The organism is Synechococcus sp. RC10A2 (assembly GCF_047502605.1).
Window position 1 is genome coordinate 15,406 of the sequence record NZ_JANSHP010000104.1, and the last position, 24,020, is coordinate 39,425.

Consider the following 24,020-nt stretch of genomic DNA (forward strand, 5'->3'; position numbering starts at 1 on the left):
TAACCCTTTACAGCTTGCGGAGCACCCCCGAGGAGCAGACACCCCATGGTTAAATTGCGGCTCAAGCGCTACGGAAAAAGACGGCAACCCACTTATCGCATCGTCGCCATCGAAAGTAAGGCCCGCCGCGAGGGTCGTCCGCTGGAGGAGTTGGGCTACTACAACCCGCGCACCAAGGAGACGGTTCTGGAGACGGCAGGCCTGCTCAAGTGGTTGCGTTGTGGCGCTCAGCCTACAGATACGGTGGACAGCCTCCTCAGGAAGGCCGGCATCTACGAGATGCTCAAAGCCGGCGAGGGCGGAGTGGTTGCCGCGATTCGCATCCCGGCTATCGCCAAGCCGGAGGCTGGGATCCCTGATCCGGCGCCGTCCACAGAGGAGCCTGCCGCTGTTTGCGAGGCCTCTGCCGAGATGGCAGGGCAACCGGGGGAAGTCGAGCCGGCTGGGGCGGCAGCGGAACCGAACTCCCAGGAGCCGGAGCCTGAGGAGGAAAAGCCTCAGGTTGAGGCCTAGGGTCGGCTACGCTTTCGGTTAAGCTTGGCTCGGCAGTTGTTCTTCCCTGTCGTCTAGCTCCCCATGCCGGATTACGAGGCCCTTGTCCATCTCCTGATCGAGCCGTTGCTCAGCGGTGGCCCGCCGCAAATGGATGTGGAAACCACTTGTGGCGGGCGCAAGGTATGGCTGCGGCTGGCTTTTGACCCCAAGGATCGCGGGCGGGTGTTGGGGCGAGGCGGGCGCACCCTGCAGGCCATTCGGCAGGTAATGATGGCGGCAGCTCAGTTGGCGGGGCAATCGCTGTACATCGACATCTACGGAGAGTCTGGAGAGCGGGAATGAGCCAGATCCTTACCTTCTTGGGCAAAGGGGGCACAGGCCGGAGCACCCTGGCCGTGGCAGCGGCCCGGGCAGCAGCCCAGCAGGGGCGGCGGGTGCTGTTGGTGGGCCATCAGCCGGGGTCGGGGCTGGAGATGCTCTTGGGCGGGATCCCGCTTTCCGGCGAGCCGGTAACCATTGCCGCCAATTTAAGTGTGGTGCAGTTGCGCACAACTCAGCTCCTGGAGCAACACTGGACGGCGGCCAAGGAGCTGGAAGCCCAATACGTGCGCACTCCCTTTTTCCGGGAGATCTACGGCCAGGAGCTGGGGGTGTTGCCGGGGATGGATCAGGCCCTGGCTCTGGAAGCCCTGCGTCGCTACGATGCCAGCGGCCAGTACGACTGTATTCTCTACGATGGGCCGGGGGATCTGACCACCTTGCGGGCTTTTGGGATCCCGGAGGTGGCCAGTTGGTACTGGCGGCGGGCTTCTAAAGCTTTTTTGGGCTCCGACTTGGCCAAAACCCTGCGCCCTTTCGTCGAGCCCCTGCTGCGATCGGTCAGCACAGTGGAGTTCTCGTCTTTAGAGGATCTGTCGAATCGGCTGGGGGGGATGACCAACATTTTCGAGGAGGGACGCCAGGCCATCGCCGATCCTCGTCGCGTGTTGGCCCACCTGGTAACCACCCCGGATCCGATGGCCGTGCAGACTGCCCGCTACCTCTGGGGCAGCGCCCAGATGGTGGGGCTGACGGTGGGTGGCCTCTGGGTCATGCCGCTGGTTCCTGGGGAAGTGTCGGCTGCCGATTTTTCTCCGCTGCCTGTGCGCATCCTGCCGCGGCGCCAGGGATCCGATTGGTCGGCTTTGGAAGAGGCGGTAGGAGGGATTTTCGCGGTGCCGCAGGTGCCGCCGCCGGTGGCCATCGACGAGGGAGCCCGTACCGTCAAGCTGTTTATTCCCGGCTTCAGCAAGGCCCAGATCGAGCTGAGCCAGTCGGGGCCGGAACTGACCATCACCGCCGGGGATCAGCGGCGCAACTTGTTCTTGCCCCCCAGCTTGGCAGGCCGGCAGGTAACCGGGGCCAAGTTTCAGGAGCCTTTCTTAGTCATCACCTTTGGCTAGGCCATCGCGCCAGCGGAGGAGAAGGCGATGTTGGCCAAGCGGATCATTCCCTGCCTGGATGTGGCGGCGGGGCGGGTGGTCAAAGGGATCCGGTTTGTGCAGTTGCGCGATGCCGGGGATCCGGTGGAGCTGGCCCAGGCCTACGACCAGGCGGGAGCTGACGAGCTGGTTTTTCTAGACATCACCGCCACTCACGAAGAGCGGGAAATCTTGCTGGAGGTAGTGCGGCGCACGGCGGAGCAGGTGTTTATCCCCCTCACGGTGGGAGGTGGGATCCGCGATCTGGAAGGGATCCGGCAACTGTTGCGGGCCGGGGCCGACAAGGTGAGCCTCAATTCGGCGGCAGTCCGGGATCCGGATCTGGTCACCCAGGCCAGCCGTCGGTTTGGATCCCAGTGCATCGTGGTGGCCATCGACGCCCGTGCCAAACCTCAGGGTGGCGGTTGGGAAGTGTACGTGCGCGGGGGGAGGGAGCCGACGGGCCTGGACGCGGTGGAGTGGGCCAAAACCGTGGCCGAGCGGGGGGCGGGGGAGATCTTGTTGACCAGCATGGACGCCGACGGCACCCAAGCGGGCTACGACTTGGAGCTGACCCGCCGCGTGGCCGAGGCGGTGGCGGTGCCGGTGATCGCCTCAGGGGGGGCAGGGGAATGTGCCCACATCCGCCAGGCTCTGCAAGAGGGGGGAGCAGAAGCAGCCCTGTTGGCCTCGCTGCTCCACTACGGCCAGTTGACAATTGCCCAGATCAAAGCCGATTTGGCCGCCCACGGCATTCCGGTGCGTCGCTAAACCTGGAGAGTTTGCCCATGCAGGATCTGGCCGATCTCCTGCCCCATGTCAGCCGCCTCGCGGAAACAGCCGGGCAGGCCATTTTGGAGATCTATCGGCAAGATCAGATCCGGGTCAGGGACAAGGCCGACTCCTCCCCCCTCACCGAAGCCGATCTGGCCGCCCACCACTTGATCCTGCGGGGCCTGCAAGATCTGACCCCCGGCCTCCCCGTGCTCTCGGAAGAATCCGGCGGGATCCCGTATCCGGAGCGGCAACAGTGGCGGCAGTTCTGGCTGGTGGATCCCTTGGACGGCACGCGCGAGTTTATCGGGCGCAGCGGCCAGTTCACCGTGAACATCGCCCTCGTCGAGGCAGGGATCCCCATCTTAGGCGTCGTCCATGCCCCCGCTCTCGGCCTTACCTACAGGGCTGTGCAAAGGCTGGGGGCCTATAGAGGAGATCAGCCCATCCGGGCCCGCCCGCCCGCCCAGGCCCCTCTGCAAGTGGTGGCCAGCCGCTCCCACCGCGGCCCGGAGACGGAGCAATTTCTCGAGCGGCTGCGGCGGCGCTACGGTTCCCTCGAGGTGAAGTCGGTGGGCAGCGCCCTGAAACTCTGCCTTGTGGCCGAGGGATCCGCCCATCTCTACCCCCGCTTCGACCCAACCATGGAGTGGGATACTGCTGCTGCCCACTGCATCGTCGAGCAAGCCGGGGGAAGCGTCACCGATCTAAAAGGGGATCCCTTGCGCTACAACAAGCCTGATCTGCACAACCCGCCCTTTGTGGCGGCTGCCGCCGATGCAGCCCAACTGTGGCAGGAGCTGGTTCCCTAGAAAGCCTGGGATTACATGCCCATCTCGGTGGGGTTGAACCCCTCCGGAAACTTGGTGTACTCATCGTAGAGGGCGCCGCGAAAACGGGTGTTGGTGATGATGGCTCCCCGCAGATCGGCGCCAATTCGCAAATCGGCGCGGCTGAGATCGGCCTCGCTAAGGTCGGCCCTGAGCAACTTGGCCCGGTAGAGGTTGGCCCCCCGCAGATCGGCCTTGACCAGCTTGGCCCCAATGAAGTTCACCCGCCGCAGTTTGGCTCCGCGCAGGTCGGCCCCTGAGAGATCTGCGCCCGACAGATCCCCCTCGCGCAAATCCGCCCCACTTAAGTCGGCATCCCGCAGGACAATGCCCCTCAAGTTCGCGCCGCTCAACTGGGCTCCGCTCAGGTTGGTTCCAGAAAAATCCCGCCGGCCAGACGCATAAGCCTGCAACAGTTGCTTGGCGTCCAGCAGAGGTTTGATACTCGCTGTGGTCATCGCTGTTTGTTTCTCTCGCAAAAACGCAGAAGGCTACCCTAACCCCACCAGAGGCAGGCCAAGAGCTCTTCTGGGCTAGCTTATGTGTCCCCCTGCTTAGGATACCCCAACGCCCCTGAGCCCAGAGGAGACACTCTCAAGAAGACGCTACCTCCCATTCGTTCAAAGCCGGTCGATTTCGCGGCGTAGATTTTCTAGCTCTACATCTACCTCGCTCTCGCTGGTGGCAGCAGATTGATCTCTCGGCAGAGCTTTCTGCTCTCCGGCGGGCAATTGGCCCCCCATCGCCGCTTTCAGCATCATCAGCTCGTGATCGATGTCCGAGCCACCTGCTTCCAAAGCGGCAAACTGTCGCTCCAAGTTGTCCACCGCCAGCTCGGCCACGGCCGCCGACTGAGCTTCCAGGGCGTTTACCTTCTCTTCCATACGCTCGAAAGCCGCGAAGGCACTGGTGGCGTCCACCCGTCCGATAACCTGGTTAATTTGTTGGGAAGCTTTGGCCGCCCGAGCCCGCGCGATGAGCATATCCTTTTTGGTCTTGGCCTCGGCGATCTTGCTCTCCAGCTTGGTCATGTTGGCCTTCAAGACTTCCACCTGTTTGGTCTGCTCATCCAACTGCCGCTTCAGGCTCTGGGCGGTTTCGGCAAAGGTTTTCTTGCGCACCAGCGCTTCGCGGGCCAGGGCCTCGTTGTTGTTGCGCAGGGCCAACTCGGCGCGCCTTTGCCACTCGTCGACGTTCTGCTGCGCCTGCTCGTACTGCCGCTCGATCCGCTTCTGGGCAGCAATGGCCTGGGCAACTGCCTGCCGCATTTGGTAGTGATCCTCAGACATGTCCTGAATGGTTTGGTTCAGGATTTTCTCCGGATCTTCGGCACTGCTGATCAGCGCGTTGAGGTTGGCTCTGATGATCCGGCTGACCCGATCGAACAATCCCATCGGTCGTTTCCCCCTCTCGCAGTTTGACCTAATGCTACCCTTGCCACGCCGGCGCCTTCCAGGGCTCCTACTCCAGTATAGGGATCCCTGGCCGGGATCCGAAGAAATGGGCCGTAACCCCAGACCAACGCTCCAGCCCTCCAAAACAGCCGCTGCAGAGAGGAGCCCGTCCCCCCCTGGATTTTCGCAGGTTGCATGGAATTGTCGGGATCCCTGAAAGCCGAGAGGGTTTGCCGGACAAGGCCTTTTCGAACTTTGGCAGAGTCTTTGGGATCCTCTGACAATGGGCTGTGCTGGAATCGAACCAGCGGCTCCCACCGTGTCAAGGTGGTACTCTACCTCTGAGTTAACAGCCCTCGCTGAAGATGCGGCTGCGCATCTGCCCAAGGGTTGGAAATTGATGATATCACATCTGCAAGCCACTTCGAGGCCCACTCCTTGCCGCTCGGGGCTGCCAAGACGACGACTTCTATGGCCTTGTCCATCCCCTCCTACACTTGTGCCTGGCCCAGCGCAGGCGGGGATCCCATCTGCACAAGCGGCACTTCTCCCAGGTGTCGATACAGGACATTGTGCAGCAGCGCCATCTCTACCATCCGCAGAGGAGCTATCAGTCTTTTGCCGAGATGCAACGCTCCTGAGCTTAAGAGTCAGTCGTCGCGGCACAGGGATCCAATACGAGCTTGGCAGGTGGCGATTTCTTCGGGGGTGAGGTTATCCCAGTTAACATCGCGGCGCAGCACCAGGCCGTTGTGGCCGGTGATGAAGCGGGGCAGTTCGGCTTGGTCGATCACGCTCAGATCCCGCATGTGGTAGGTGGTGTAGTAGGTAACCTCCGGAGCGTCGAAGTCCACATCGATGAGGGTAAGGGTCTTGCGGGGGGGCAGGGGGCTATTCAGGAGGGGGCGGGGGCCGGAGCCGAGGATGCCGCAATGGAGCAGTTGCAGTTGCCCCTTGTGGCCGGGGTAGTAGCCGTGGTGGTGGCCGCTGATGTAAGTGTGGACGCGATATTTCTCCAGCAGGGCCCGTTTGGCGTCTGCCTCCAGCAGCACCTCTCCCGGATCGTCGCGTCCGACGGTAATCGCATAGAGAGGTAGGTGACCGATGACGATGCGCAACTTGGCCTTCTGGGCTCGTTCGCTGGCCAGCGCCGCTTCTGCCCAGGCCATCTGTTCCGGCGGGATGTAGTTGCAGGTGGCATCCCAAACTAAGTAAAACACCCCGTCTTTTTCGAAGGTGTAATAAAAGGGAAAGTCGCCTCGATCCACAAAATTCAAACCGGGATCGTGGGCCGGGTCGTTCCAAAACTCGCGGGCCAGATCCCGTTCTTTTTGGAAGAGAAAGCCCCCGCGCGTGCTGCGGGCACAGGACGCATCGTGGTTGCCCAGCGTGAAGCCGTAGGGCAGTTTGGCAGCACGAAGCGGGCCGGCCACATGCCGGTCAAAGGCTGCCCACATGGCGCGGATGCGCTCCTCCGACAGGCGGGGATCTTGGCCAGCCACCATGTCCCCTCCCCCCAAGACGATATCCGGCTGGAAATAGGGGATGAGGCGGATGGCCCGATCCACCTCCGGGTCGTAGTCCACCGAGCCGTAGATGCCATTCAGGTCGCTGATCACCATCAGGCGCAGATCGCGGCGGGCTGGGATGTAAAGGCCCCGGGGAGCTTCCGGATGGGGGACAACTGTGGGCGTAGGCCGAGGGGTAGGAGGCGGGGAAGCAGGGGATCCCATCTCTGCGGATAGAGGCACAGAAGCAGGGCGCTGCCGACTGGCCCAATAGGCCCCCACCAATCCACTGCTGCCGGCCAATCCCAACAGGCCTAAGATCATTTGGCGCCGCCGCATCCCGCTTCTCCTCAACACCCCAGCGATATTCGTAGATAGGCGATATCGTATTGTAAATAACTGAAGAAAATAACTGATAATTGACGCGCTCCCGTTGGCGCCCTTTCCTCCGCACACTGCCTGGACAGGTCGATGCCCGACGGAGATCTGGAGATCAGCCTTTGGAAACTTCGATTTAGGAATGTTAAGCTAGTGTGAATGAGTAACCAGCTATCTCAGACTCGGTATGACTTGAGGTTTGCCCATGCCTCGCCCTGTGGATTCTTTGGAAGCTGCTTTGGAGCGATGCCGGGAGTGCAATCTGCGCCTCAGCCGGCAGCGTCGCTATATTTTGGAACTGCTGTGGCAATGCGGCGAGCACCTTTCTGCCAGAGAGATCTACGACCGCCTCAATCGGCAGGGCAAGCCCATTGGCCACACATCCGTCTATCAAAATCTGGAGGCTCTGGCCAGCCACAACCTCATCGAGTGCCTAGATCGCGCCGATGGGCGCCGCTACGGCAATCGTACCCATCCTCACAGCCATGTCAACTGCCTGGATAGCAACCGCATCCTGGACGTAGATGTGGAGCTGCCGCCGGAGCTGCTGGCCCAGGTAGAGCAGAAGACAGGCACTCGCATCCAGAGCTACCGCATTGAGTTCTATGGGGTGGAAAATCCCGGGGAAAGCTGAGCTGGCCAGCCAGTAGATTCTCGGGGCGGGATCCCGAGTTCTTCTGGAAGAGGATGAGCCAATGTCAGTAGGCTCGGTTTTGCCCTTTGCCGATCTGCGACTGGATTTGCTCAAGAGAAGCGGCGGGGGCCAGACACTTGCTGCCCCAGCACACCAACCCCACAGCTCCTGCCGGCAACGGCTCGGCTGCGGTGGGCAGGGCAAAGACGGTGGTGGGCCAAGAGCGCTGTTGCAGCGCAGCAATGTGCTCCGCTTCTAGGGTTGCCTTTACCCAGTTGTTGTACCAATCCAGCCCGACGAACAAACTGGGGCAGACCCGCGGCTGGGTGCTCATGATGTGGGCAAAGGTTTTCAGGGCCTGTTCTGCCCGTTCCAGGTAGTCCAGATCTCCGGTGATGGCGGCCAGGCGCACCAGGTTAGCAACAGCCACCCCATTGGCTGCGGGGGTGGCGTTGTCCTGAAACTCCTTCTCCCGCACCAGCAGCTCCGGGGTGCTCTGGGCGTCGCTGACAAAGTATCCCCCCCTGGCCTCATCCCACAGTCGCGTGTCCATCTCCTGCTGCAGCCGAATGGCGGCCTCCAGCCAGTACTGGGAGCTGGGATCGCCTGTCCGCGGCAGGCAGGCCTGGTGCAAATCCAACAGGGCCTTGATCAGCAGAGCGTAATCTTCCGATTGGGCAGGTACCTGGGCTGTGCCATCGTAGTTCAACCGCAGCAGGGATCCCGTCTGGGGGTGGCGCTGCTGGCTGAGGATGAATTGGGCGGCCCGCAGGGCCAACCGCAGATAGTCCTCCTCGCCAAACACCTGGTAGGCCCGCGCCAGGCCGGAGATCATCAGGCCGTTCCAGGAGACGATCATCTTGGTGTCGGTGACCGGCGGAATGCGTCCTGGCCAAGATTGCCGGCGGGCCGATTGGGCATCTACGGCGGGCGGGAAGGGGGTTCTCCGCTCGGTGGAGCCGTAGCGAGCTCGAAACAAATGGGTCGTCAAAGCCGTTTCCACTTCCGGCGGCAGCTCCCCTCCTTGCCTGCGCTGTAGGACGATACAGCCGGGCCGATCGGGGAAATTGCCCCCCGGCGAGAGGAAGAAAGCCTGCTGCAGGGCGCGGAAGGTTTCTGCATCCAGCAGATCCTGCAGCTCCTGCCAGCGCCAGACGTAGAACTCGCCCTCCTCGGGCTCCGCATCCTCTGCTCGGGCAAAACTGTCGGCATCCTGGGCCGCGTAGAAATACCCGGCAGGGGCGGTCATCTCCCGCGCCACCCATTCCACCGTCAGGCGCACCGCCCGCTCGATGGCCGCATCCTGGATCCCGTGGGCCCACAGCTCGGAGAGAAACTCCAAGATCTGGCCGTTGTCGTAGAGCATTTTTTCAAAGTGGGGCACCGTCCAGGTGGGATCCACGGTGTAGCGGTGAAACCCGCCGGCCACATGGTCGAAGATCCCTCCTAACACCAAGGCCATCCCTCGCTCCTTGGCCCGTTCTAGCGCCGTCGGCGAGCCGGGGATCCCTTCTGGCGGGTCGAAGCGGGCCGAGCGCAACACCAACTGGGCGTAGGGCATCATGGGAAACTGCTGCACTGCCCCGGCGTTGGCCAGCAAGGGTTGGATTTTGGGGATCCCGGAGCGCAACAGGTCAGGGGGAATATGGTCTTCCGGCACCAGGTCGCTGAGGGTGGTCAGGGCCGCCAAGATTTGGCCCTTCATGTCCTCGATTTTGTCTTTTTCCTGGCGGTAAAACTGCAGGATGCGCTGCAGTACGGTCAGAAACCCCGGCCGGCCAAAGCGAGGCTCCACCGGAAAATAGGTGCCCGCGTAGAACGGCACCAGGTCGTCGGGCGTGAGGAAGACATTGAGGGGCCACCCCCCCTGCCCGCTCATGAGCTGCAGCGCCTGCATGTAGATGCTGTCTAGATCAGGCCGCTCCTCGCGATCCACCTTGATGGGCAAAAAATGGGCATTGAGGAAGGCGGCGATCTCCGGGTCGGAGAAGGCTTCCCCCTCCATGACGGTGCACCAGTGACAACTGGAGTAGCCGATGGACAGAAAAATCGGCTTGTCCTCGGCCCGGGCTTTCTCCAGGGCCTCCGGGATCCAAGGCCACCAATCCACCGGATTCTCGGCGTGCTTGCGCAGGTAAAGGCTGGAACACGTGGCGAGGCGATTGGCCATAGGTACACCCTCTCACCCTTTTTGCTTCAGGCTAGCGCGTCCTCTTCCCAAGGCGGAGCCAACCCACTGTTGTTCAAGATACACTGACCTACGCCTCCCCTTGCCCCAGGGATCCCTGTTGGTCAGACCTGCTCCTGTTCGGCAGCCGGGATCAAAAAATCCAGCGGACGCCCGTGCAAAACCAGCGTGGTGCTGGGGTTTTCCACAAAGCCAATGCGCTCGTAAAAGCCGCGCTGATGGGTGGTAAACAGGTAGATGCGCTCCACCGACTGCAGGTGGGGATGGCTGATCAGGGTTTCCACCAGCTTGCGCCCGATGCCCTGCCGTCGATACTCGTGATCGACCACGATGTCCCAGAGGACGGCCCGGTAAACCCCATCGGAGGTGGCGCGGCCAAAGCCAATCAGGCGCTCCCCGTCCCAGGCGCTGACCACCGGGTGGCTGTGGGCGATGGCCCGCTCCATCTCTTCCCGCCGGCGATTTTGGGCCCAAAAGGCGTTGCGGTTCAACAACACCAGGAGCTGATCCAGATCCAGATCTTGCCGCTCCAGGGAGAAGCGAATGTTGCGGTTGTCCACCGGTTGATGAGAAAAGGTGATGACAGGCTCGAGGGAGGGATCGGACATGAAGCAGACCTTGGGCAACGAAGATTGGCAACGGTTCACTGGGCAGCAGAAAACGGCAGCAAGATCGAGGCTAGCCAGCGGAGGCATTGTCGGCGGCCCGCCCTGCCTGCTCCAAAGCATAGGCTTTGAAGCGCTCCAAGTCCGCTTGAATCGTGCTCTCCACCACTTTGCCCACAAACAGGCCGTCCAAGATTTTGCCGAGGAGCCCCGGGATCTTGTAGGCCACCGACAGCTTGACAATAGTACTGCCCTTGCGATCGTAAAACCGCAGTGCCCCCCGATTGGGAAGCCCCTCCACCGATTGCCAGCCGATGTGCTGATGCTTCACCACCGTATGGGTGCGGGAGATCCAACTGAAGGTGAGGCCGCGCGTATCCAGTGTCCACCGCGACAGCTCCTGATCCAGCAGCTCCACCGAGCGGATCCACTTCATCCAGCGCGGCATGAGGGCGAGGTTGGCCCACAGCTCCCACACCTGCTCGATAGGAACCGGGACCTCCACCTGACAGGTGTGCTCTAACCAATCCGACTCTGACATAGGGCCTCCCACACGACATCCGGCAGAGATGAGGGAGCATCCTACGGCTTGACCACAAAGCCTCTAGGAGGGATCCCTGCCTTTACAAAATTTTATATCGACCTAAGATAACAATATCAGCTCAGCCGAGTTTGGGGCTTTGCGCTTTGGAGCAGCTCCAACCTCTCTCCAGGCAAGTTGCAGCTGATGCCCATGAGAGAGATGCAGAAGGCAGGTATCATGGTTGCCATCTGCAAGCTCCACTTGCATCGGCTCGGTGCGTCCACTTGTTTGACTCGACGGAACGATCTCACCATGATTTCCCAGTGGAAGCAGCATCTCAAGAACTACTTCGTGGCGGGGTTGCTGGTGGTGATCCCGTTGGCAACCACCATTTGGCTGACGGTGGAAGTGGCCACCTGGAGCATTGGCTTTTTGACCAGCATTCCCAAGCAGTTTAATCCCATCCAGGGGCTGCACCCGATTTTGATCAACCTCATCGATCTGGCGGTGGGCTTGCTGACGCCAATCCTGCTCATTTTGTTGATTGGCTTCATGGCCCGCAACATTGTTGGCCAGTGGCTGCTCAACCTAAGCGAGCAGTTGCTCCACGCCATCCCGATAGCGGGGCTGGTCTACAAAACCCTGAAGCAATTGGTTAGCGTTTTGTTTGCCCCCAACAACCAGCGCTTTCGACGGGTGGTGCTGGTGGAATATCCTCGGCCTGGGGTTTGGGCGTTAGCTTTTGTAACGGGCGTCATTCAAACTCCCATTCGACCGGATGGGCCGCAGCGCTCCCTCAGCCTGTTCGTGCCCACCACGCCCAACCCAACCACCGGCTGGTATGCCATCGTGCCGGAAGACCAGGTGGTGGAGGTGTTCATGCCGGTGGAGGATGCTTTTAAGATGCTCATCTCCGGCGGGATCGTGACCCCCGAGACCTTTGAGGCGGGTCTCAAACGGCGCGAAGGGGCTCTGGCGGTAACCATGCCCAGCCTGCGGGAGTTGGTGGAGCAGGAGCGGGCGGCAGCATCCACTAGGGCCGACTCAACGGCTGCCGAGGTGGGCTTTGAGGCTTCCTAGTTGGCCGCTTCCTCTGCTGGCAGGCCGGGCTGCCAGAGCTGGTATTCTTTGGCCTGCTCCAGGCGCACGTAGAAGGGCTGCATCTGCCGATCCAAGGCTTCCGCCTGCTCCGGGGGGAAAGCTTTCCAGGCGGCGCGGCTGGCCCAGCGGAGGATGAGGTGGACAAGTTCGGGATCCTCTACATCCAGCCAGACTTCTTTGCCCAAAAAGCCCGGCTGTTGGCGCAGGGCCGGCCCCCAAACCTGCTCGTCTTGTAGGATAAAGGCCCTCTGGCCACCGGGAGGAACGCGGAAGCAGAGGTGCTCGATGGCGATGGGCTGGTCTGACATTGGCAAAGGTTGGCTCTTGGCTGGCTAGGAGGCGGACGAAGGGTTGATCAGCCGCTGCAGGGTGGGAATGAAGTCGGGGTAGGAGATGCGGGCACAGTCGGCCCCTCGAAGGGTGGTGGATCCCTGGGCGGCCAGGGCAGCTACCATCAAGCTCATGGCGATGCGGTGGTCGGCGTGGCTATCCACCTCGGCCCCCTGCAGAGGGATCCCCCCTTTGATTTCCAGGCCGTCGGGATATTCGGTGACCTGGGCCCCCATCCGGCTGAGTTCCTGGGCGATGGCCGCCAAGCGGTCGCTCTCTTTAACCCGCAATTCCGCCGCATCGCGAATGACCGTAGTCCCCTCGGCAAAGGCTGCCGCCACCGCCAAAACCGGGATCTCATCGATGAGGGTGGGAATGAGATCGCCGGCAATGCTGCAACCCCGCAAACGGGCCGAGCGCACGCGCAGATCCCCCAGAGGCTCGCCGGCCACCTCCCGCCGCTTCTCAACCTGAATATCGGCCCCCATCTCCTGCAACACCTGCAGCACGCCGGTGCGCGTGGGGTTGAGACCCACATCCTGTAGCAGCAATTCGCTCTCGGGCACAATCGAGGCGGCCACCAGCCAGAAGGCTGCCGAGCTGATGTCCCCTGGCACCTGCACCGTCTGGCCCACTAGGCGGGATCCCCCCACCACCGCCACGGTTTTTGCCGCCACATCGACAGAGATCTCGGCGCCAAAGGCCCGCAACATCCGCTCCGAGTGGTCGCGGGAAAGGGCCGGCTCTGTAACCTGAGTAGTGCCTTCTGCCAACAGGCCCGCCAGCAGCAGGCAGGACTTTACCTGGGCCGAGGCCACGGGCGAGTGGTAGTGGATCCCCTTTAGGGATCCCCCCTGCACAGCCAGAGGTGCCAGGTTGCCCCCGGCCCGTCCCCAGATGTTGGCCCCCATCTGCCGCAGCGGCTCCACCACCCGTCCCATGGGCCGCGAGCGCAGGGAGCGATCCCCAGTGACAGCAAAAAAGCGACCCGCCTGGCCAGCCAGGATCCCCAACATCAGGCGCAGGGTGGTGCCGGAATTGCCGGCATCCAACACCTCTGCCGGCTCCTGCAGGCGATCCAAGCCCACCCCCTGGATGCGGACGCACTCGCTGTTGAGCTCTGGGATATCGGCCCCCAGGGCCCGAAAACAGGCTGCCGTACTGCGGGGATCCTCCCCCAACGACAGGCCGTGAATGACGGTTTCCCCTTCCGCCAGGGATCCCAGCATCAGGGCGCGGTGGGAGATGGACTTATCGCCTGGAATGCTCACTTGACCGCGCAGGCCGCGGGCGGGCGAGAGCGTCAGGATGTCGGCAGAAGAAGCGGTGGTCAGCACAGCAGCCGTAACACCAAACTAAAGAACAGACAAAGGCAAGAGCAGTCTTAATCATACGTTAGGCTGGAACCTGCCCTGCTCTTGCCGGCGGTCGGCCTTGCACCCAGATGATCCTGAACCACTGGAAGACAGCCCGTCTTTTGACGGCAGCCGACCCTATCCTCGAGGATGAGCTTAACAACATGGATTCCTCGGTCGGGGCCTGGCCTCGGCCTTTTTTTTGCAAGCCCTTACGTTGTGAATGCTAGCGTTTGATGGTACTAGAGTTGTCTACCGATCCTGCAATAGGTAAAGCTAGGAGCGGGGAAAGAATCAAAGCCACCCCCTGCGCCTATGGACTTGGCAAGAGCTGAGCTTGGGGAAATGCTTCTGTACCACCACGAGTCCGTTTTGACGGAGGCAGTGGTGGCCTACCTGCAACCCCAGCAGGGCGGCGCGTTTTTGGACGTGACGTTGGGAGGCGGTGGGCACAGCTTGGCGCTGCTGCAGAGGGGAGCGGATCGCGTGGTGGGGCTGGATCGCGATCCGACGGCTCTGCAGGCGGCCCAGGCGCGTCTGGCCGCAGCCGGGATCCCCGGCAATCGCCTCCAACTCTGGCACCTCAACTTTGCCGATTTCGACCTGCAGCGGCACGGCTTTCGGGATGAGCGAGGGCAGGGGATCCCTTTCGATGGCATCGTAGCCGACCTCGGGGTGAGCTCGCCCCAACTGGACTGCCCCGAGCGGGGCTTTAGCTTTCGCGCCGAGGGGCCGCTCGATATGCGCATGGATCCCACTGCCGATCAGGAAACGGCTGCCGACTGGGTCAACCGCCGCCCCGTCGAGGACTTGATCGACATTTTCGTTCGCTATGGCGAGGAGCGCTTTGCCCGCCGCATCGCCCACCACATCGAACGCTCCCGCCCCCTTTTCACCACCACCCAACTGGCCCACGTAGTCTGGCAGGCGGTGCCGCCGGCGGCAAGACGGGGCCGCATCCACCCGGCCACGCGGATCTTTCAGGCCCTGCGCATTGCCGTGAACCGAGAACTGGAAGCCCTGGAAACCCTGCTGGCCCAGGCTCCCAATTGGCTAAAACCCGGCGGCAGGTTGGCCGTGATCAGCTTTCATAGCCTGGAAGATCGCCTGGTGAAATGGGCCTTTCGTACGGATCCCCGCTGGCAGGTGCTCACCCCCAAACCCCTGTGCCCTTCCGAGCTGGAGCAGCAACGCAATTCCCGCGCCCGCTCCGCCAAACTGCGAGTGGCTGCCCGCAGCAGCTAAGTTGCCGCCCTGCCCCCCTGGAGGCCCTCTGAGGTGCGTGGAGATCGGATAGAGTGGGGCCCAGTTGGCAGCAATTTCTTGGTGTGGGTGAGGTGCAAACCCCTATGGTCAGCCAGCCTTTGAACGCGAGCCGTGGCCGCAGTTTTCTCCCTGTCCAGCGCAAAACCGCGACCTTGGCCCCTCGTTCCCATCTAAGGACTACCCCGCCCCTCCCCGCCGGCAAAGTCAGAACCCGTCGCCCCCAACCCTCGAAATCAGCCTATCCCCATAGCCGGGATCCCGCCTGGAGAGAGCACCTGATCTGGTGGAAGCAGATCTCCACGGGCATGGCCATCGTCTCGGGGTTGTCAGTGCTGAGTGTGTACAGTTGGACGGTGCATACCCAAAGCCGATGGAGCCAGCGCTACCAAGTGTGGCAGCAGATGCAGCGCAACGAACGACAGTTTCTCCTCACCCAAGAGTCCATCGCCAATTCCTTGCGGGAAATCGCCGATCGCTCCGACATGGTGCCTCTGGTACCGGAGCGGATGATCGAGGTGCCAATTGCCCTCCCCAGTTCTGGGCAGGGGCAGAGCAAAGCCAAGCCTCTGGAGGCATCCGAGCAAGCCCCTCCTTTTTACCCGGTTGGATACTAATCCAAAGGCTCTAGGCGGTAGCGGCTGAGCCAGTGATCCAAGTGCACCTCCTCCTCATCCAGGAGTTGGGCGTTGATCAGACCCCGCTTGAAGGCAAGGCGAATGGCGCGGGCCCGCAAGCTAAAAGTTGTGCCCCACTCCTCGCTCTCAATTTGGTCGTTGCTCACCTCAAGCTTGTCGTAGAGATTGCGCAGACGATTGGTCACCCCTCGCCGCGACAAAAACCGCCGTGCGGCAATAGCTTGATCGGTGAGGCCGAGGGCAATATCGATCAACACCTCGTACTCAGCATCGCTGAGGCCGGTAATTTTGTTTTGCGAACGGGAATCGACCCCCCGCACCTCCCGATCGATCACGCATTGCTCATCCTGCACCACGGCCTGGATGGCACTGACCAATTTTTCGTCGGTGCAATTCTTCAGGAGATAGCCGTAGACAGTTTGCGGCGGCACGATCTTGTGCAGTTCCCGCACATAAACCTCATCGGCAAAGTGGGACCAAAAGATGATGCGCGTACTGGGTTGCTCCGACCAAACTTGTCGAGCCACCTCGATCCCGCTCATCTCGGGCATGCGGATGTCCAACAACAGGAAGTTGGGACGGTGCTGACGGTAGAGCTCCAATGCCTCTCTGCCGTTGGAGGCCATGTACACCGGGCCAAACTGAGGCAGATGCTGCATCAGCAGGCTGTGCACATGTTGGCGGTAAAGGGTGTCATCTTCAGCAAGGAGGGTGCTCACAGGCCTTGATCGCTAGTCGACCTACTCTATATGTTTCCTACCCTAGAAATCTCTGCGAAGGAAGACAAGGCACTAATGAGCAGTGGCAAAGTCGAGCCAGCGATCCCCTACGGCAGCTACAGGTAGCCCCTCAGGACGGTATTTGATTGACCCGGAACTGTTGCCATTCTTGGCGGGTTCGTTGCAGCATCTGTAGCAGCTCCTCCCACCGTTCGCCTTCGATCAGCCGCTCTATTTTCCCCAACTGGACTTGATAGCCACGCAGGGCGGCCAGGAGCGCCTGTCGGTTGTGACGGGCCATCTCCAGCCCCAACTGCGGGATCCCGCCACCGACACGGCTGGTATCTCGGAACCCGCTGCTGGCCAGGGTGCGAGCCAACTCCAGAATGTCGGGATCCTCCTCTTGGCCGACAGCAGCGATCAAGCCGGCGCCGATCATGACCGGCAAATGGCTGATCCAGGCCACCGCCTGGTCGTGGCGTTTCGGATCGGCCAGGACAACTTCTGCACCGACCGCTGTCACCAGTTCTTTCATCGCCTCGATCGCCTGCGGCTGCGTCTGGGGGAGGGGAGTGAGTACATAGGGCCGCCCCAGAAACAAGCTGGCTTCCGCCGCCTGGATGCCCTGCAACGTCTTGCCGGCCATCGGGTGCCCTCCAACAAACAGCGGCCACAATTCCGTTGCCGGAGCAACAATCGGTTGTTTCACCGAGCCGACATCGCTCACCACCGTCTGCGGCGATAGATGGGGCACCAAGGCCGCCAGCGTGACCAATACCTGCTCCAGGGGGGTGCAGATCACCACCACCTGGGGATCGAAATCAGCCAACTGAGCCAAATCGGTTCCACAGCCCTGCAGCGCTCCCCGTTCCAGCACCGCCTGACAGGTGGCCCGATTGCGGCTGATCCCCCAGACGGGATAACCCTCTTCGCTGAGTTTGAGGGCCAGGGATCCGCCGATCAACCCCAACCCGACAATGGCAATGCGCATGGTTTTCCGTATCTATGGTTACTATTAAGTACTCTGAAACGGCTTGGGGCATGGAGAGACGGCCTTTCCGGATCCCTTCCAGATTAAAACCAGATTAAAGCCAGATTAAAGGCTCCATCCCGCCGCGCAAAAAGCATACAGCGGAGGGATCCAGCAGCTAAGATGGAAGGATGAACTGGGTAACCCCCACAACAGTTCGCCCGGATCTTTCATCTCAGGAGGGGACCGTGCTTCATCGTAGGATCTATCAACTCAGCCGCGAAGGCAAGGATGTGTGGATCTACCTGCGCGATCAGGGACGCTGGCTGGAACGAGCCAAGATCCTCGATATCGAAGGGGATACCATCCTGGTTCGCTACGAAACGGAAGACGAAGAGGAGATTTGCTCCTGGGAGGAGATGATTCGTTTGGAGAGCATCGGAGCTGTTGCCCAGCGCCTTTCCTCCATCCCGAAAGGGGTGCTCAGCACCTCGGATTTGCTCATTTCCGAGGATTGTCCTCCTGCTGAGTTACTGCATTCTCCCTCTTCGCCTCGCGCCACAGAGCCCCTCAGCGAAGAGCATGCCGGCAGCGAGCGCCTTGAAGAGTATTACCTGGATCGGGAAACCTCTGCCGTCCGTGACGGCGAAGCGGAGTCTTTGCTGCCCCTGCGCCTGAACGGAGAAGACCTCAAACGGGCGGATCGGGCCCGAAACGATGTGGAAGGCCAGCGGGAGGGCAACCACGACTGAGCCGCAGTCTTCATGGAAAGCGGCAGAAAGGGATCCCTGGGTAGGATCTATTCTAGGAGGGATCCCCTACGGCAGGGACGAATGGTCAAGGGGCCGTAGAACTCCTCCTGGTAAAGCTCAACCTGCGAGCGAGAAGCCATTAGCAATAGCGACCAGAACACCTGAATCGGGTGGGAAGCCCCGCCACTGCCTTTTAGAGCGCTTTCTTGGCAAAAGTATTGCTGCAGGTCGTCAAAGCTGATTTGGGCGAGACCCTGCTGCCAAAGTTGGGCAAGCAGAGATTCCAGCTCGGCGGCGGTCTCTACGAGGTTTTCTGGGTGGGCCAACTGAGCGACTGCTGATAGCGCTTGCTTGCGAGAAACCCGTTGAGCCAGGGGCCTTGAGGCAGGCTCAAGGCGCTGTTCCAGCAAGGTCTCCAGCTCCTGCAGGTGGCCGATTAGTTCTTTGAGGGTGATGGGCCGAGTCCGACTCGGGCGGGGCACGGCCCTGGGTTGCAACACGCGATCCAGTTGGGCCGACGACCAACTCAGCCAGGGATCCTCCTCCACCTGCACCGGGTTGGTCTCCTCACTTTCTTCGTCTTCCGGCTTCGACAGCGCCATCGCCTTGAGATAGACCAACATAGCGGCATGGAGAAAAGCCTGTCCCGACTCCGACAGGTCATGGCTGCTGGCAGTGGGAGCCATACGGGCTAAAAACCGATCGATGACCTCGATAACCTGCACATCCCACGGGTTAATCTCGCCCCGTTCCGCCAAATCGATAAGCAAAGCAATTGCCTCTTCAGTCGGTGAGTAGGCCATAGTGCCCCTAGCCTCTGTCCCTCACTGTAGCCCCCAAGCGGGATCCCGGCCATCTCCAGCCGGATTCAAACCTCCAGCTCAACTTCTCAAGCCAACCGGCTGTGCAGAGGCGGCGCGATCGTGTAAGAATCGTGTAAGATAGTAGTCCAGCTCTAGCAGTTGCTAGAGTGAGAGTAAGGGCGGTTAGCACAGTGGTAGCGCACTTCCTTCACACGGAAGGGGTCACAAGTTCGAATCTTGTACCGCCCATAGGTTTTGACCTTTAGCAGACAGAGCTCCCCCTTCTCCTGCTGGGTGCTGCTTCTGTCTACAGGCTCCCCCGCCTTTGCTGGGGAGCCACCGCTTATCGGCAACGAGGACAGACAGCTTCCTCCCTGCCCTTAGGCAGGTGCTTCAATCGGGGTAGGCTGGGAAGATGCAGGGCTCCCCTGACTATAACCAAAAGCCAGGAGATGCTGCATGAGTCCCTTCACCAACCCTCCTCAATCATTGACTGCCGGCGAGTTTTTATCTCACTTAGAGGAGATAACAGGAGCCTACAAAGTCAAGACGTCTATTATCACCTTTTACAGCAGAATTTGGAGCCAAGCATTCGATCTCAAGTTTTCCAAGGGTCAGTGGGTTTTCGGGTACAGCCCCTACTGGAGAGCGCTTCTGGAAGCCAAGCTCCAAACCAGCGAATACTATCCAATATCTTGCGTTGTCAGGACCTTCACTGACGAAAAACACAAGCGCAAGGCCCCAAATGGCAAAACCGTCTTGATCCCGACCAAAGAGCTAAGGATGTTCTTTCTTCCCGCTCCAGGTCAGGTTATTAAGCTAACTCCAGAGGAATGCTTTGCCTGTCACCATACGGACTCCCAAACAGGAGAGCCACTCCCCCTTGAGCAAGATGTCAAGTTCTTGTAGTGGCGGCAGTGGGAGTTAGAAACTCTGCCGGGGCTGGGGCCATGTAGCTTAACCCCAATCAAGAGCTTGGCTGCAAGCGCAACAGGGATCCGTTGGGGGCATCCGTCAGCAGGTAAAGCAAGCCATCCGGCCCCTGGCGCACATCCCGGATACGGCCAACCGCCCCTTCCAGAAGGCGCTCTTCTGCCACAACGCGATCCCCATCCAGCACCAAGCGCGCCAGGTGTTGCCCGGCCAGCGCTCCCACGAATAGGTTGCCTCGCCATTCGGGGAAAGCCTCTCCTGTGTAGAAAGTCATGCCAGAAGGGGCAATGGAGGGGGTCCAGTGCAGCAGCGGCGAAGCCAATCCAGGAGCTGCCGCCAGTCCTTGACCAACCGGTTCGCCGCTGTACTCCCGACCATGGGTAATCAGGGGCCAGCCGTAGTTGATGCCGGGGGCCAAGATGTTGATCTCGTCCCCACCTTGCGGCCCATGTTCGTGCGTCCAAATGGCTCCTGTATCGGGGTGGCGGGCCATTCCCTGAATGTTGCGGTGGCCGTAGGTAAAAATTTGCGGCAAAGCCCCCGCTTGATTCACGAAAGGATTGTCCGCCGGGATCCCGCCTGTATCCGTAACGCGCAACACCTTGCCAGCAGCATCCCCCAGATCCTGAGCCCGATCCCGCTCGCCGCGGTCGCCGGTGCTGATGTAGAGAAACCCTTCTTCGTCAAAGGCCAGGCGGGAGCCGAAGTGCTGTTGGGCAGGCGTCTTGCGCTCCATGTCAAAGATCACTTCCAGATCCTGGAGTCCCTTCTCCCCCAGGCGGGCCCGCGCCACCCGCGTCCCCCCGCCGCCCGGCCCAGGAGCCGCATAGGACAGGTAAATCCAGCCGTTCTCCGCGTAGTTGGGGTGCAAGGCGATATCCAGCAGCCCTCCCTGGCCGCGGGCAAACACCTCCGGCACCCCGGCAATGGGCTGGGGATCCAACCCCTGCTCGGTAACTCGGCGCAGCCGGCCCGGACGTTCGGTAACCAGGATGGTGCCATCCGGCAGAAAGGCCATTCCCCAGGGATGCTCCAGCCCGCTTGCCAACGTCACCACCCGAAAGCGCTGCTGGCTTTTGGCTCTGGGCAGAGCTTGGGCGTGATCCCCCTGTTGCAGGGACATGACCGTTTCCGGGCTAACCGGGTAGGCCCCCACGGCAGCAGGGACAAATACCCCTCCCAAAAGCAACAAGGAGAGGAGTGGTATCGCCGGGATCCGCATGGCCATTGCCGCCTCGTTTTCGCGATGGATTTTGAGGTCTGAGCTAGCCGATCATTGCTGCTGCTCTTCACAAAAAGATGTACCGATGGGCGCAAAGTTGGCTGCGCACAAGAGTGGGGAGCTCCCTGTTCCCTTGCGGCCTTGGGTTAGCCTTGAGGGCGGCGATCTGTCCCCAACCCATGCTGGAACCCGGCGAGATCTTCGGCCAATTCCCCGCCCGCCCACCCCAGCGGCAAACCTGCGGATCCCTGCAGGAACTCCAGATCCATCCCAGAGGGATCCAATTGCTCTGCAGGCAGGGCTGCTGGTCTGTGCAGGTGCTCACCCCTCGTCTGCTGCGGCTGCGCTTTAGCCCCAGCGGCGAGTTCTTGCCCCGCCGCTCTTGGGATGTGGCTCTGGCGGATGAAGAGTGGCCGCCGGCTTTTTTTGAGCTGCAGGAAAGCCCCACCCAAGTTCACCTAGCCACCTCTCAGGTGCAACTGCAGATCGACCGGGATCCCCTCCGCTTTAGCTTTCGCGATCCCCAAGGCCAGGTCTTTTGTGCCGATCTCCCCGCCGGCCTCAGTTGGGGATCCGATGACATCCGCCTGGTCAAATCCCTCCACCCCGCCGAGCGCATCTACGGCCTGGGAGAACGGGCTGGCCTGCTCAACAAGCGGGGCCGGCGCTACAGCCACTGGACCCGCGACTGCTGGGGCTACGACGCCCAGAGCGACAACCTCTATCTGGCCATTCCCTTCGCCCTGGTTCTACGTCCTGGCCTCTCCTACGGCCTTTTTCTGCACTGCACCCACTGGAGCCAGTTCGACCTGGGCCAGGCGGATCCTAAACAGTGGGCCATCGAAGTGCGCGCCCCCGAGCTGGACTACTACCTCATCTACGGCCCCACCCCCGCCCTGGTGCTCCAGACCTACACCCAGCTCACCGGGCGAACCCCCCTGCCTCCTCTCTGGGCCCTCGGCTACCAGCAGTGTCGCTGGAGCTACGCCAGCGCCGCCCAGGTTCTGGCTGTCGCCAAGCAATTTCGCCAGCGCCAGATCCCCTGCGACGCCATCTACCTGGATATTGACTACATGCGCGGCTACCGGGTCTTTACCTGGGATCCCCGCCGTTTCCCTGAACCAGCCCAGCTCATGGCCCAGCTTCACGAAGCCGGCTTCCGAGGGGTAGCCATTGTCGATCCCGGCGTCAAGTTCGATCCCGAAGCTGACTACGCCGTCTTTGACGAGGGCCTGGCCCAGGACTTCTTCATTCGCCGCGCCGATGGCCACCTCTTCCACGGCTATGTTTGGCCGGGCAAAGTCCTCTTTCCCGACTTCTCGTGCCCCGAAGTGCGGCGGTGGTGGGGATCCTGGCAACGGGTTCTCACCCAAGCCGGTGTGGATGGCATCTGGAACGACATGAACGAGCCGGCCCTCAACGACCGCCCCTTCGGCGACGGCGGCCAGATCGTGGATATCCCCCCCGACGCCCCCCAAGGCCCTCCTGAGGAGCGCACCACCCACGCCGAGGTACACAACCTCTACGGCCTGCTCATGGCCCGCGCCTCCCGCGAGGGTCTAGAACAGCTCAACCCCGCCCGGCGCCCCTTTGTCCTCACCCGCTCCGGCTTTGCCGGGATCCAGCGCTGGGCTGCCGTCTGGACAGGCGACAACCAATCCTCCTGGGAACACCTGGAGATGTCCCTGCCCATGCTCCTCAACCTGGGCCTGTCGGGAGTTAGCTTTGTCGGGGCCGACATCGGCGGCTTCGGGGGCAATGCCACTCCTGAACTGTTTGCCCGCTGGATGCAAATGGGGATCCTCTACCCCCTCATGCGCGGCCACAGCGCCCTGGGCACCCGTCCCCACGAGCCCTGGAGCTTTGGCCCTGAGGTGGAAGCCATTGCTCGGCAGGCCATCCAGCTTCGCTACCGGCTTCTGCCCTACCTCTACAGCCTCTTCTGGGAGTCCAGCCAAACCGGCTCCCCCATCCTGCGCCCCCTGTTCTACGAATTTCCCGACGATCCCCAGACCTACGAGATCTCGGATCAAGCCCTGCTGGGATCCGCTCTTCTGGCTGCCCCCGTCGTCCGCCCCGGCGTCCGCTGCCGCGCCGTCTATCTCCCCGCAGGCACTTGGTTTGACTGGTGGACAGGCCAAGCCCAGCGCGGCCCCGGCTCCATCCTCGTCCCCGCCTCTCTGGAGCAGCTTCCCCTGTTTGTGCGCGGCGGCTCCATCCTTCCCCTGGCTCCTCCCTGCCAATCCACCGCCCACCTGCGCCGCGACCAGCTCCACCTCCGCCTCTATCCCGGCGACGGCAGTTTCACCCTCTACGAAGACGACGGCCAAACCCTCGCCTACCAAAGCGGCCATTGGGCCACCACCACTTTCTGCCTGCGCCAAGAAGCCCACCAGCTCATCCTGGAGATCCAGCCGCGCCAGGGCAGTTGGATCCCGCCCCAACGCAACTGGATCCTCGAGCCCCTCGGCCAGAGCCCGCTTATTTTGGCAGACAGCGGACAAGCCCAGCAGATTCGCCTGCCCACTCCAGAAGGATCCCGCCCCTAGCCCACTGCCCTCACCGCCTCCAGCAGTTCGCGGTTGTCCCGCTTGAAGATGGGCAGCCACTCCACATGCTGATAGCGCAGGATCCCTTGGCTGTCCACCACAAAATAGGCCCGCCGCGTCCCCAAAAAACTGTCTACCCCATAGAGCTGGCTCACCTTCCTATCCACATCGCTTAGGAGGGGAAACTCCAGCTTAAGCTGCTCGGCAAAAGCTTCGTGTCGAGAGAGGGGATCGCTACTGATGCCCAGGATCTCACACCCTGCCGCCCGAAAAGCTCCCCAATCCTCCCGAAAGCAGCGCATCTCGCTTGTGCACACCGGCGAGAAGTCCGCCGGGTAAAAAGCCAGCAACACCTTGCTCTTGCCTCGGTAGGCCCCCAGCGAAATCGTCGCCCCCTTCGGGATCCCTTTCCCCACTGCAGGCAGGTTGAAGTCAGGAGCTGCAGTCCCAATCACAATCCCCATAAAGCCGTCCGAAACCTTAAGATCCCCTCACCAGTCTAACGGCGAATCCGGATCCCTTGCTGCGTCTGGAGGGGTTATGGTGGGTGGTATTGACATATGGGTTGAGGTGGGGGTAAGGTAGTAAAGCGCCAG

At 61.5% G+C, this 24,020-nt stretch carries 24 protein-coding genes, 2 tRNA genes and 1 pseudogene; 13 read left to right on the top strand and 14 right to left on the bottom strand.

The window, feature by feature from the left end; all coding sequences use genetic code 11:
- The first annotated feature begins 45 nt into the window (after positions 1–45).
- The 5 genes from rpsP (at position 46) to cysQ (ending at position 3,541) form a co-directional block, all read left to right on the top strand.
- A complete protein-coding gene (gene rpsP, locus NW848_RS14670; protein WP_011431088.1) occupies positions 46–513 on the top strand; it encodes a 30S ribosomal protein S16 in 468 nt (155 codons plus the stop codon).
- Between the two features lie 63 nt (positions 514–576).
- On the top strand, positions 577–837 hold the full coding sequence (locus tag NW848_RS14675; RefSeq protein WP_011431089.1) for a KH domain-containing protein: 261 nt from the start codon (positions 577–579) through the stop codon (positions 835–837).
- Positions 834–1,937, top strand: coding sequence for an ArsA family ATPase (locus NW848_RS14680; RefSeq protein WP_011431090.1), 1,104 nt, complete (start codon positions 834–836; stop codon positions 1,935–1,937). Before NW848_RS14675 ends, NW848_RS14680 begins: the two co-directional genes overlap by 4 nt.
- A gap of 27 nt (positions 1,938–1,964) precedes the next feature.
- Positions 1,965–2,726: an imidazole glycerol phosphate synthase subunit HisF gene (hisF, locus tag NW848_RS14685; protein ID WP_011431091.1), complete on the top strand. Its 762-nt coding sequence runs from the start codon at positions 1,965–1,967 to the stop codon at positions 2,724–2,726.
- Positions 2,727–2,743: 17 nt separating this feature from the next.
- A complete protein-coding gene (gene cysQ / locus NW848_RS14690; RefSeq protein WP_011431092.1) occupies positions 2,744–3,541 on the top strand; it encodes a 3'(2'),5'-bisphosphate nucleotidase CysQ in 798 nt (265 codons plus the stop codon).
- A gap of 11 nt (positions 3,542–3,552) precedes the next feature.
- Here cysQ and NW848_RS14695 read toward each other — a convergent pair whose 3' ends face one another.
- The 4 genes from NW848_RS14695 to NW848_RS14710 form a co-directional block, all read right to left on the bottom strand.
- The gene (locus NW848_RS14695) at positions 3,553–4,017 is read right to left on the bottom strand and encodes a pentapeptide repeat-containing protein (RefSeq protein ID WP_414402492.1); all 465 of its coding nucleotides are present in this window, start codon (positions 4,015–4,017) and stop codon (positions 3,553–3,555) included.
- Between the two features lie 162 nt (positions 4,018–4,179).
- Positions 4,180–4,953 carry a PspA/IM30 family protein gene (locus NW848_RS14700; protein WP_011431094.1) on the bottom strand — a complete coding sequence of 258 codons (774 nt, stop codon included), beginning with the start codon at positions 4,951–4,953 and terminating at the stop codon, positions 4,180–4,182.
- A 284-nt stretch (positions 4,954–5,237) separates the two neighbouring features.
- Positions 5,238–5,309 (bottom strand) — tRNA-Val (locus NW848_RS14705).
- 294 nt (positions 5,310–5,603) lie between these two features.
- Positions 5,604–6,800 carry a metallophosphoesterase family protein gene (locus NW848_RS14710; RefSeq protein ID WP_011431096.1) on the bottom strand — a complete coding sequence of 399 codons (1,197 nt, stop codon included), beginning with the start codon at positions 6,798–6,800 and terminating at the stop codon, positions 5,604–5,606.
- Between the two features lie 244 nt (positions 6,801–7,044).
- On the opposite strand from NW848_RS14710, the gene NW848_RS14715 reads away from it, so the two are divergent.
- Positions 7,045–7,473: a Fur family transcriptional regulator gene (locus NW848_RS14715; RefSeq protein WP_414402491.1), complete on the top strand. Its 429-nt coding sequence runs from the start codon at positions 7,045–7,047 to the stop codon at positions 7,471–7,473.
- 64 nt (positions 7,474–7,537) lie between these two features.
- On the opposite strand, the gene NW848_RS14720 is transcribed toward NW848_RS14715, so the two are convergent.
- From NW848_RS14720 to NW848_RS14730, 3 genes are all read right to left on the bottom strand, one after another.
- Positions 7,538–9,643 (bottom strand): thioredoxin domain-containing protein, encoded by a 2,106-nt coding sequence (locus NW848_RS14720; RefSeq protein WP_099812883.1) that lies wholly within the window; start codon positions 9,641–9,643, stop codon positions 7,538–7,540.
- A gap of 122 nt (positions 9,644–9,765) precedes the next feature.
- Positions 9,766–10,269, bottom strand: coding sequence for a GNAT family N-acetyltransferase (locus NW848_RS14725; protein WP_099813335.1), 504 nt, complete (start codon positions 10,267–10,269; stop codon positions 9,766–9,768).
- Positions 10,270–10,339: 70 nt separating this feature from the next.
- Positions 10,340–10,807: an SRPBCC family protein gene (locus NW848_RS14730; protein WP_011431100.1), complete on the bottom strand. Its 468-nt coding sequence runs from the start codon at positions 10,805–10,807 to the stop codon at positions 10,340–10,342.
- 294 nt (positions 10,808–11,101) lie between these two features.
- Here NW848_RS14730 and NW848_RS14735 point away from each other — a divergent pair, with 294 nt between their 5' ends.
- Positions 11,102–11,869, top strand: a complete 768-nt coding sequence (locus NW848_RS14735) for a DUF502 domain-containing protein (protein WP_168173335.1) — start codon at positions 11,102–11,104, stop codon at positions 11,867–11,869.
- Here NW848_RS14735 and NW848_RS14740 read toward each other — a convergent pair.
- The gene (locus NW848_RS14740) at positions 11,866–12,198 is read right to left on the bottom strand and encodes a TIGR03792 family protein (RefSeq protein WP_099812882.1); all 333 of its coding nucleotides are present in this window, start codon (positions 12,196–12,198) and stop codon (positions 11,866–11,868) included. The genes NW848_RS14735 and NW848_RS14740 overlap by 4 nt on opposite strands.
- 24 nt (positions 12,199–12,222) lie before the next feature.
- On the bottom strand, positions 12,223–13,557 hold the full coding sequence (gene aroA / locus NW848_RS14745) for a 3-phosphoshikimate 1-carboxyvinyltransferase (protein WP_011431103.1): 1,335 nt from the start codon (positions 13,555–13,557) through the stop codon (positions 12,223–12,225).
- Between the two features lie 333 nt (positions 13,558–13,890).
- Here aroA and rsmH point away from each other — a divergent pair, with 333 nt between their 5' ends.
- Both rsmH and NW848_RS14755 read left to right on the top strand, forming a co-directional pair.
- Positions 13,891–14,820 carry a 16S rRNA (cytosine(1402)-N(4))-methyltransferase RsmH gene (rsmH, locus tag NW848_RS14750; protein ID WP_011431104.1) on the top strand — a complete coding sequence of 310 codons (930 nt, stop codon included), beginning with the start codon at positions 13,891–13,893 and terminating at the stop codon, positions 14,818–14,820.
- A gap of 326 nt (positions 14,821–15,146) precedes the next feature.
- Complete coding sequence (locus NW848_RS14755; RefSeq protein ID WP_414511347.1) at positions 15,147–15,455, top strand: hypothetical protein; 309 nt, start codon at positions 15,147–15,149, stop codon at positions 15,453–15,455.
- Here the strand turns inward: NW848_RS14755 and NW848_RS14760 are convergent.
- Entirely contained in the window at positions 15,452–16,195 is a 744-nt protein-coding gene (locus tag NW848_RS14760) for a response regulator (protein ID WP_099812881.1), read from the bottom strand. The genes NW848_RS14755 and NW848_RS14760 overlap by 4 nt on opposite strands.
- Positions 16,196–16,325: 130 nt before the next feature.
- On the bottom strand, positions 16,326–17,186 hold the full coding sequence (locus tag NW848_RS14765; RefSeq protein WP_011431107.1) for a prephenate/arogenate dehydrogenase: 861 nt from the start codon (positions 17,184–17,186) through the stop codon (positions 16,326–16,328).
- A gap of 227 nt (positions 17,187–17,413) precedes the next feature.
- On the opposite strand from NW848_RS14765, the pseudogene NW848_RS14770 reads away from it, so the two are divergent.
- Positions 17,414–17,707 (top strand): annotated as a pseudogene (locus tag NW848_RS14770) (DUF6679 family protein); the annotation flags it as partial.
- A 257-nt stretch (positions 17,708–17,964) separates the two neighbouring features.
- Here the strand turns inward: NW848_RS14770 and NW848_RS14775 are convergent.
- Entirely contained in the window at positions 17,965–18,720 is a 756-nt protein-coding gene (locus NW848_RS14775) for a segregation/condensation protein A (RefSeq protein WP_414509005.1), read from the bottom strand.
- A 177-nt stretch (positions 18,721–18,897) separates the two neighbouring features.
- Here NW848_RS14775 and NW848_RS14780 point away from each other — a divergent pair.
- A tRNA-Val gene (locus tag NW848_RS14780) sits at positions 18,898–18,969 on the top strand.
- A gap of 210 nt (positions 18,970–19,179) precedes the next feature.
- Positions 19,180–19,629 (top strand): hypothetical protein, encoded by a 450-nt coding sequence (locus tag NW848_RS14785; protein ID WP_041438520.1) that lies wholly within the window; start codon positions 19,180–19,182, stop codon positions 19,627–19,629.
- A gap of 58 nt (positions 19,630–19,687) precedes the next feature.
- Here NW848_RS14785 and NW848_RS14790 read toward each other — a convergent pair whose 3' ends face one another.
- Positions 19,688–20,881 (bottom strand): PQQ-dependent sugar dehydrogenase, encoded by a 1,194-nt coding sequence (locus tag NW848_RS14790; RefSeq protein WP_228375286.1) that lies wholly within the window; start codon positions 20,879–20,881, stop codon positions 19,688–19,690.
- A gap of 173 nt (positions 20,882–21,054) precedes the next feature.
- Here NW848_RS14790 and NW848_RS14795 point away from each other — a divergent pair, with 173 nt between their 5' ends.
- Positions 21,055–23,424, top strand: a complete 2,370-nt coding sequence (locus tag NW848_RS14795; protein ID WP_240530530.1) for a glycoside hydrolase family 31 protein — start codon at positions 21,055–21,057, stop codon at positions 23,422–23,424.
- Here the strand turns inward: NW848_RS14795 and NW848_RS14800 are convergent.
- Entirely contained in the window at positions 23,421–23,888 is a 468-nt protein-coding gene (locus NW848_RS14800; protein ID WP_011431112.1) for a peroxiredoxin family protein, read from the bottom strand. The two genes, NW848_RS14795 and NW848_RS14800, sit on opposite strands and share 4 nt — an antisense overlap.
- Positions 23,889–24,020 lie beyond the last annotated feature (132 nt).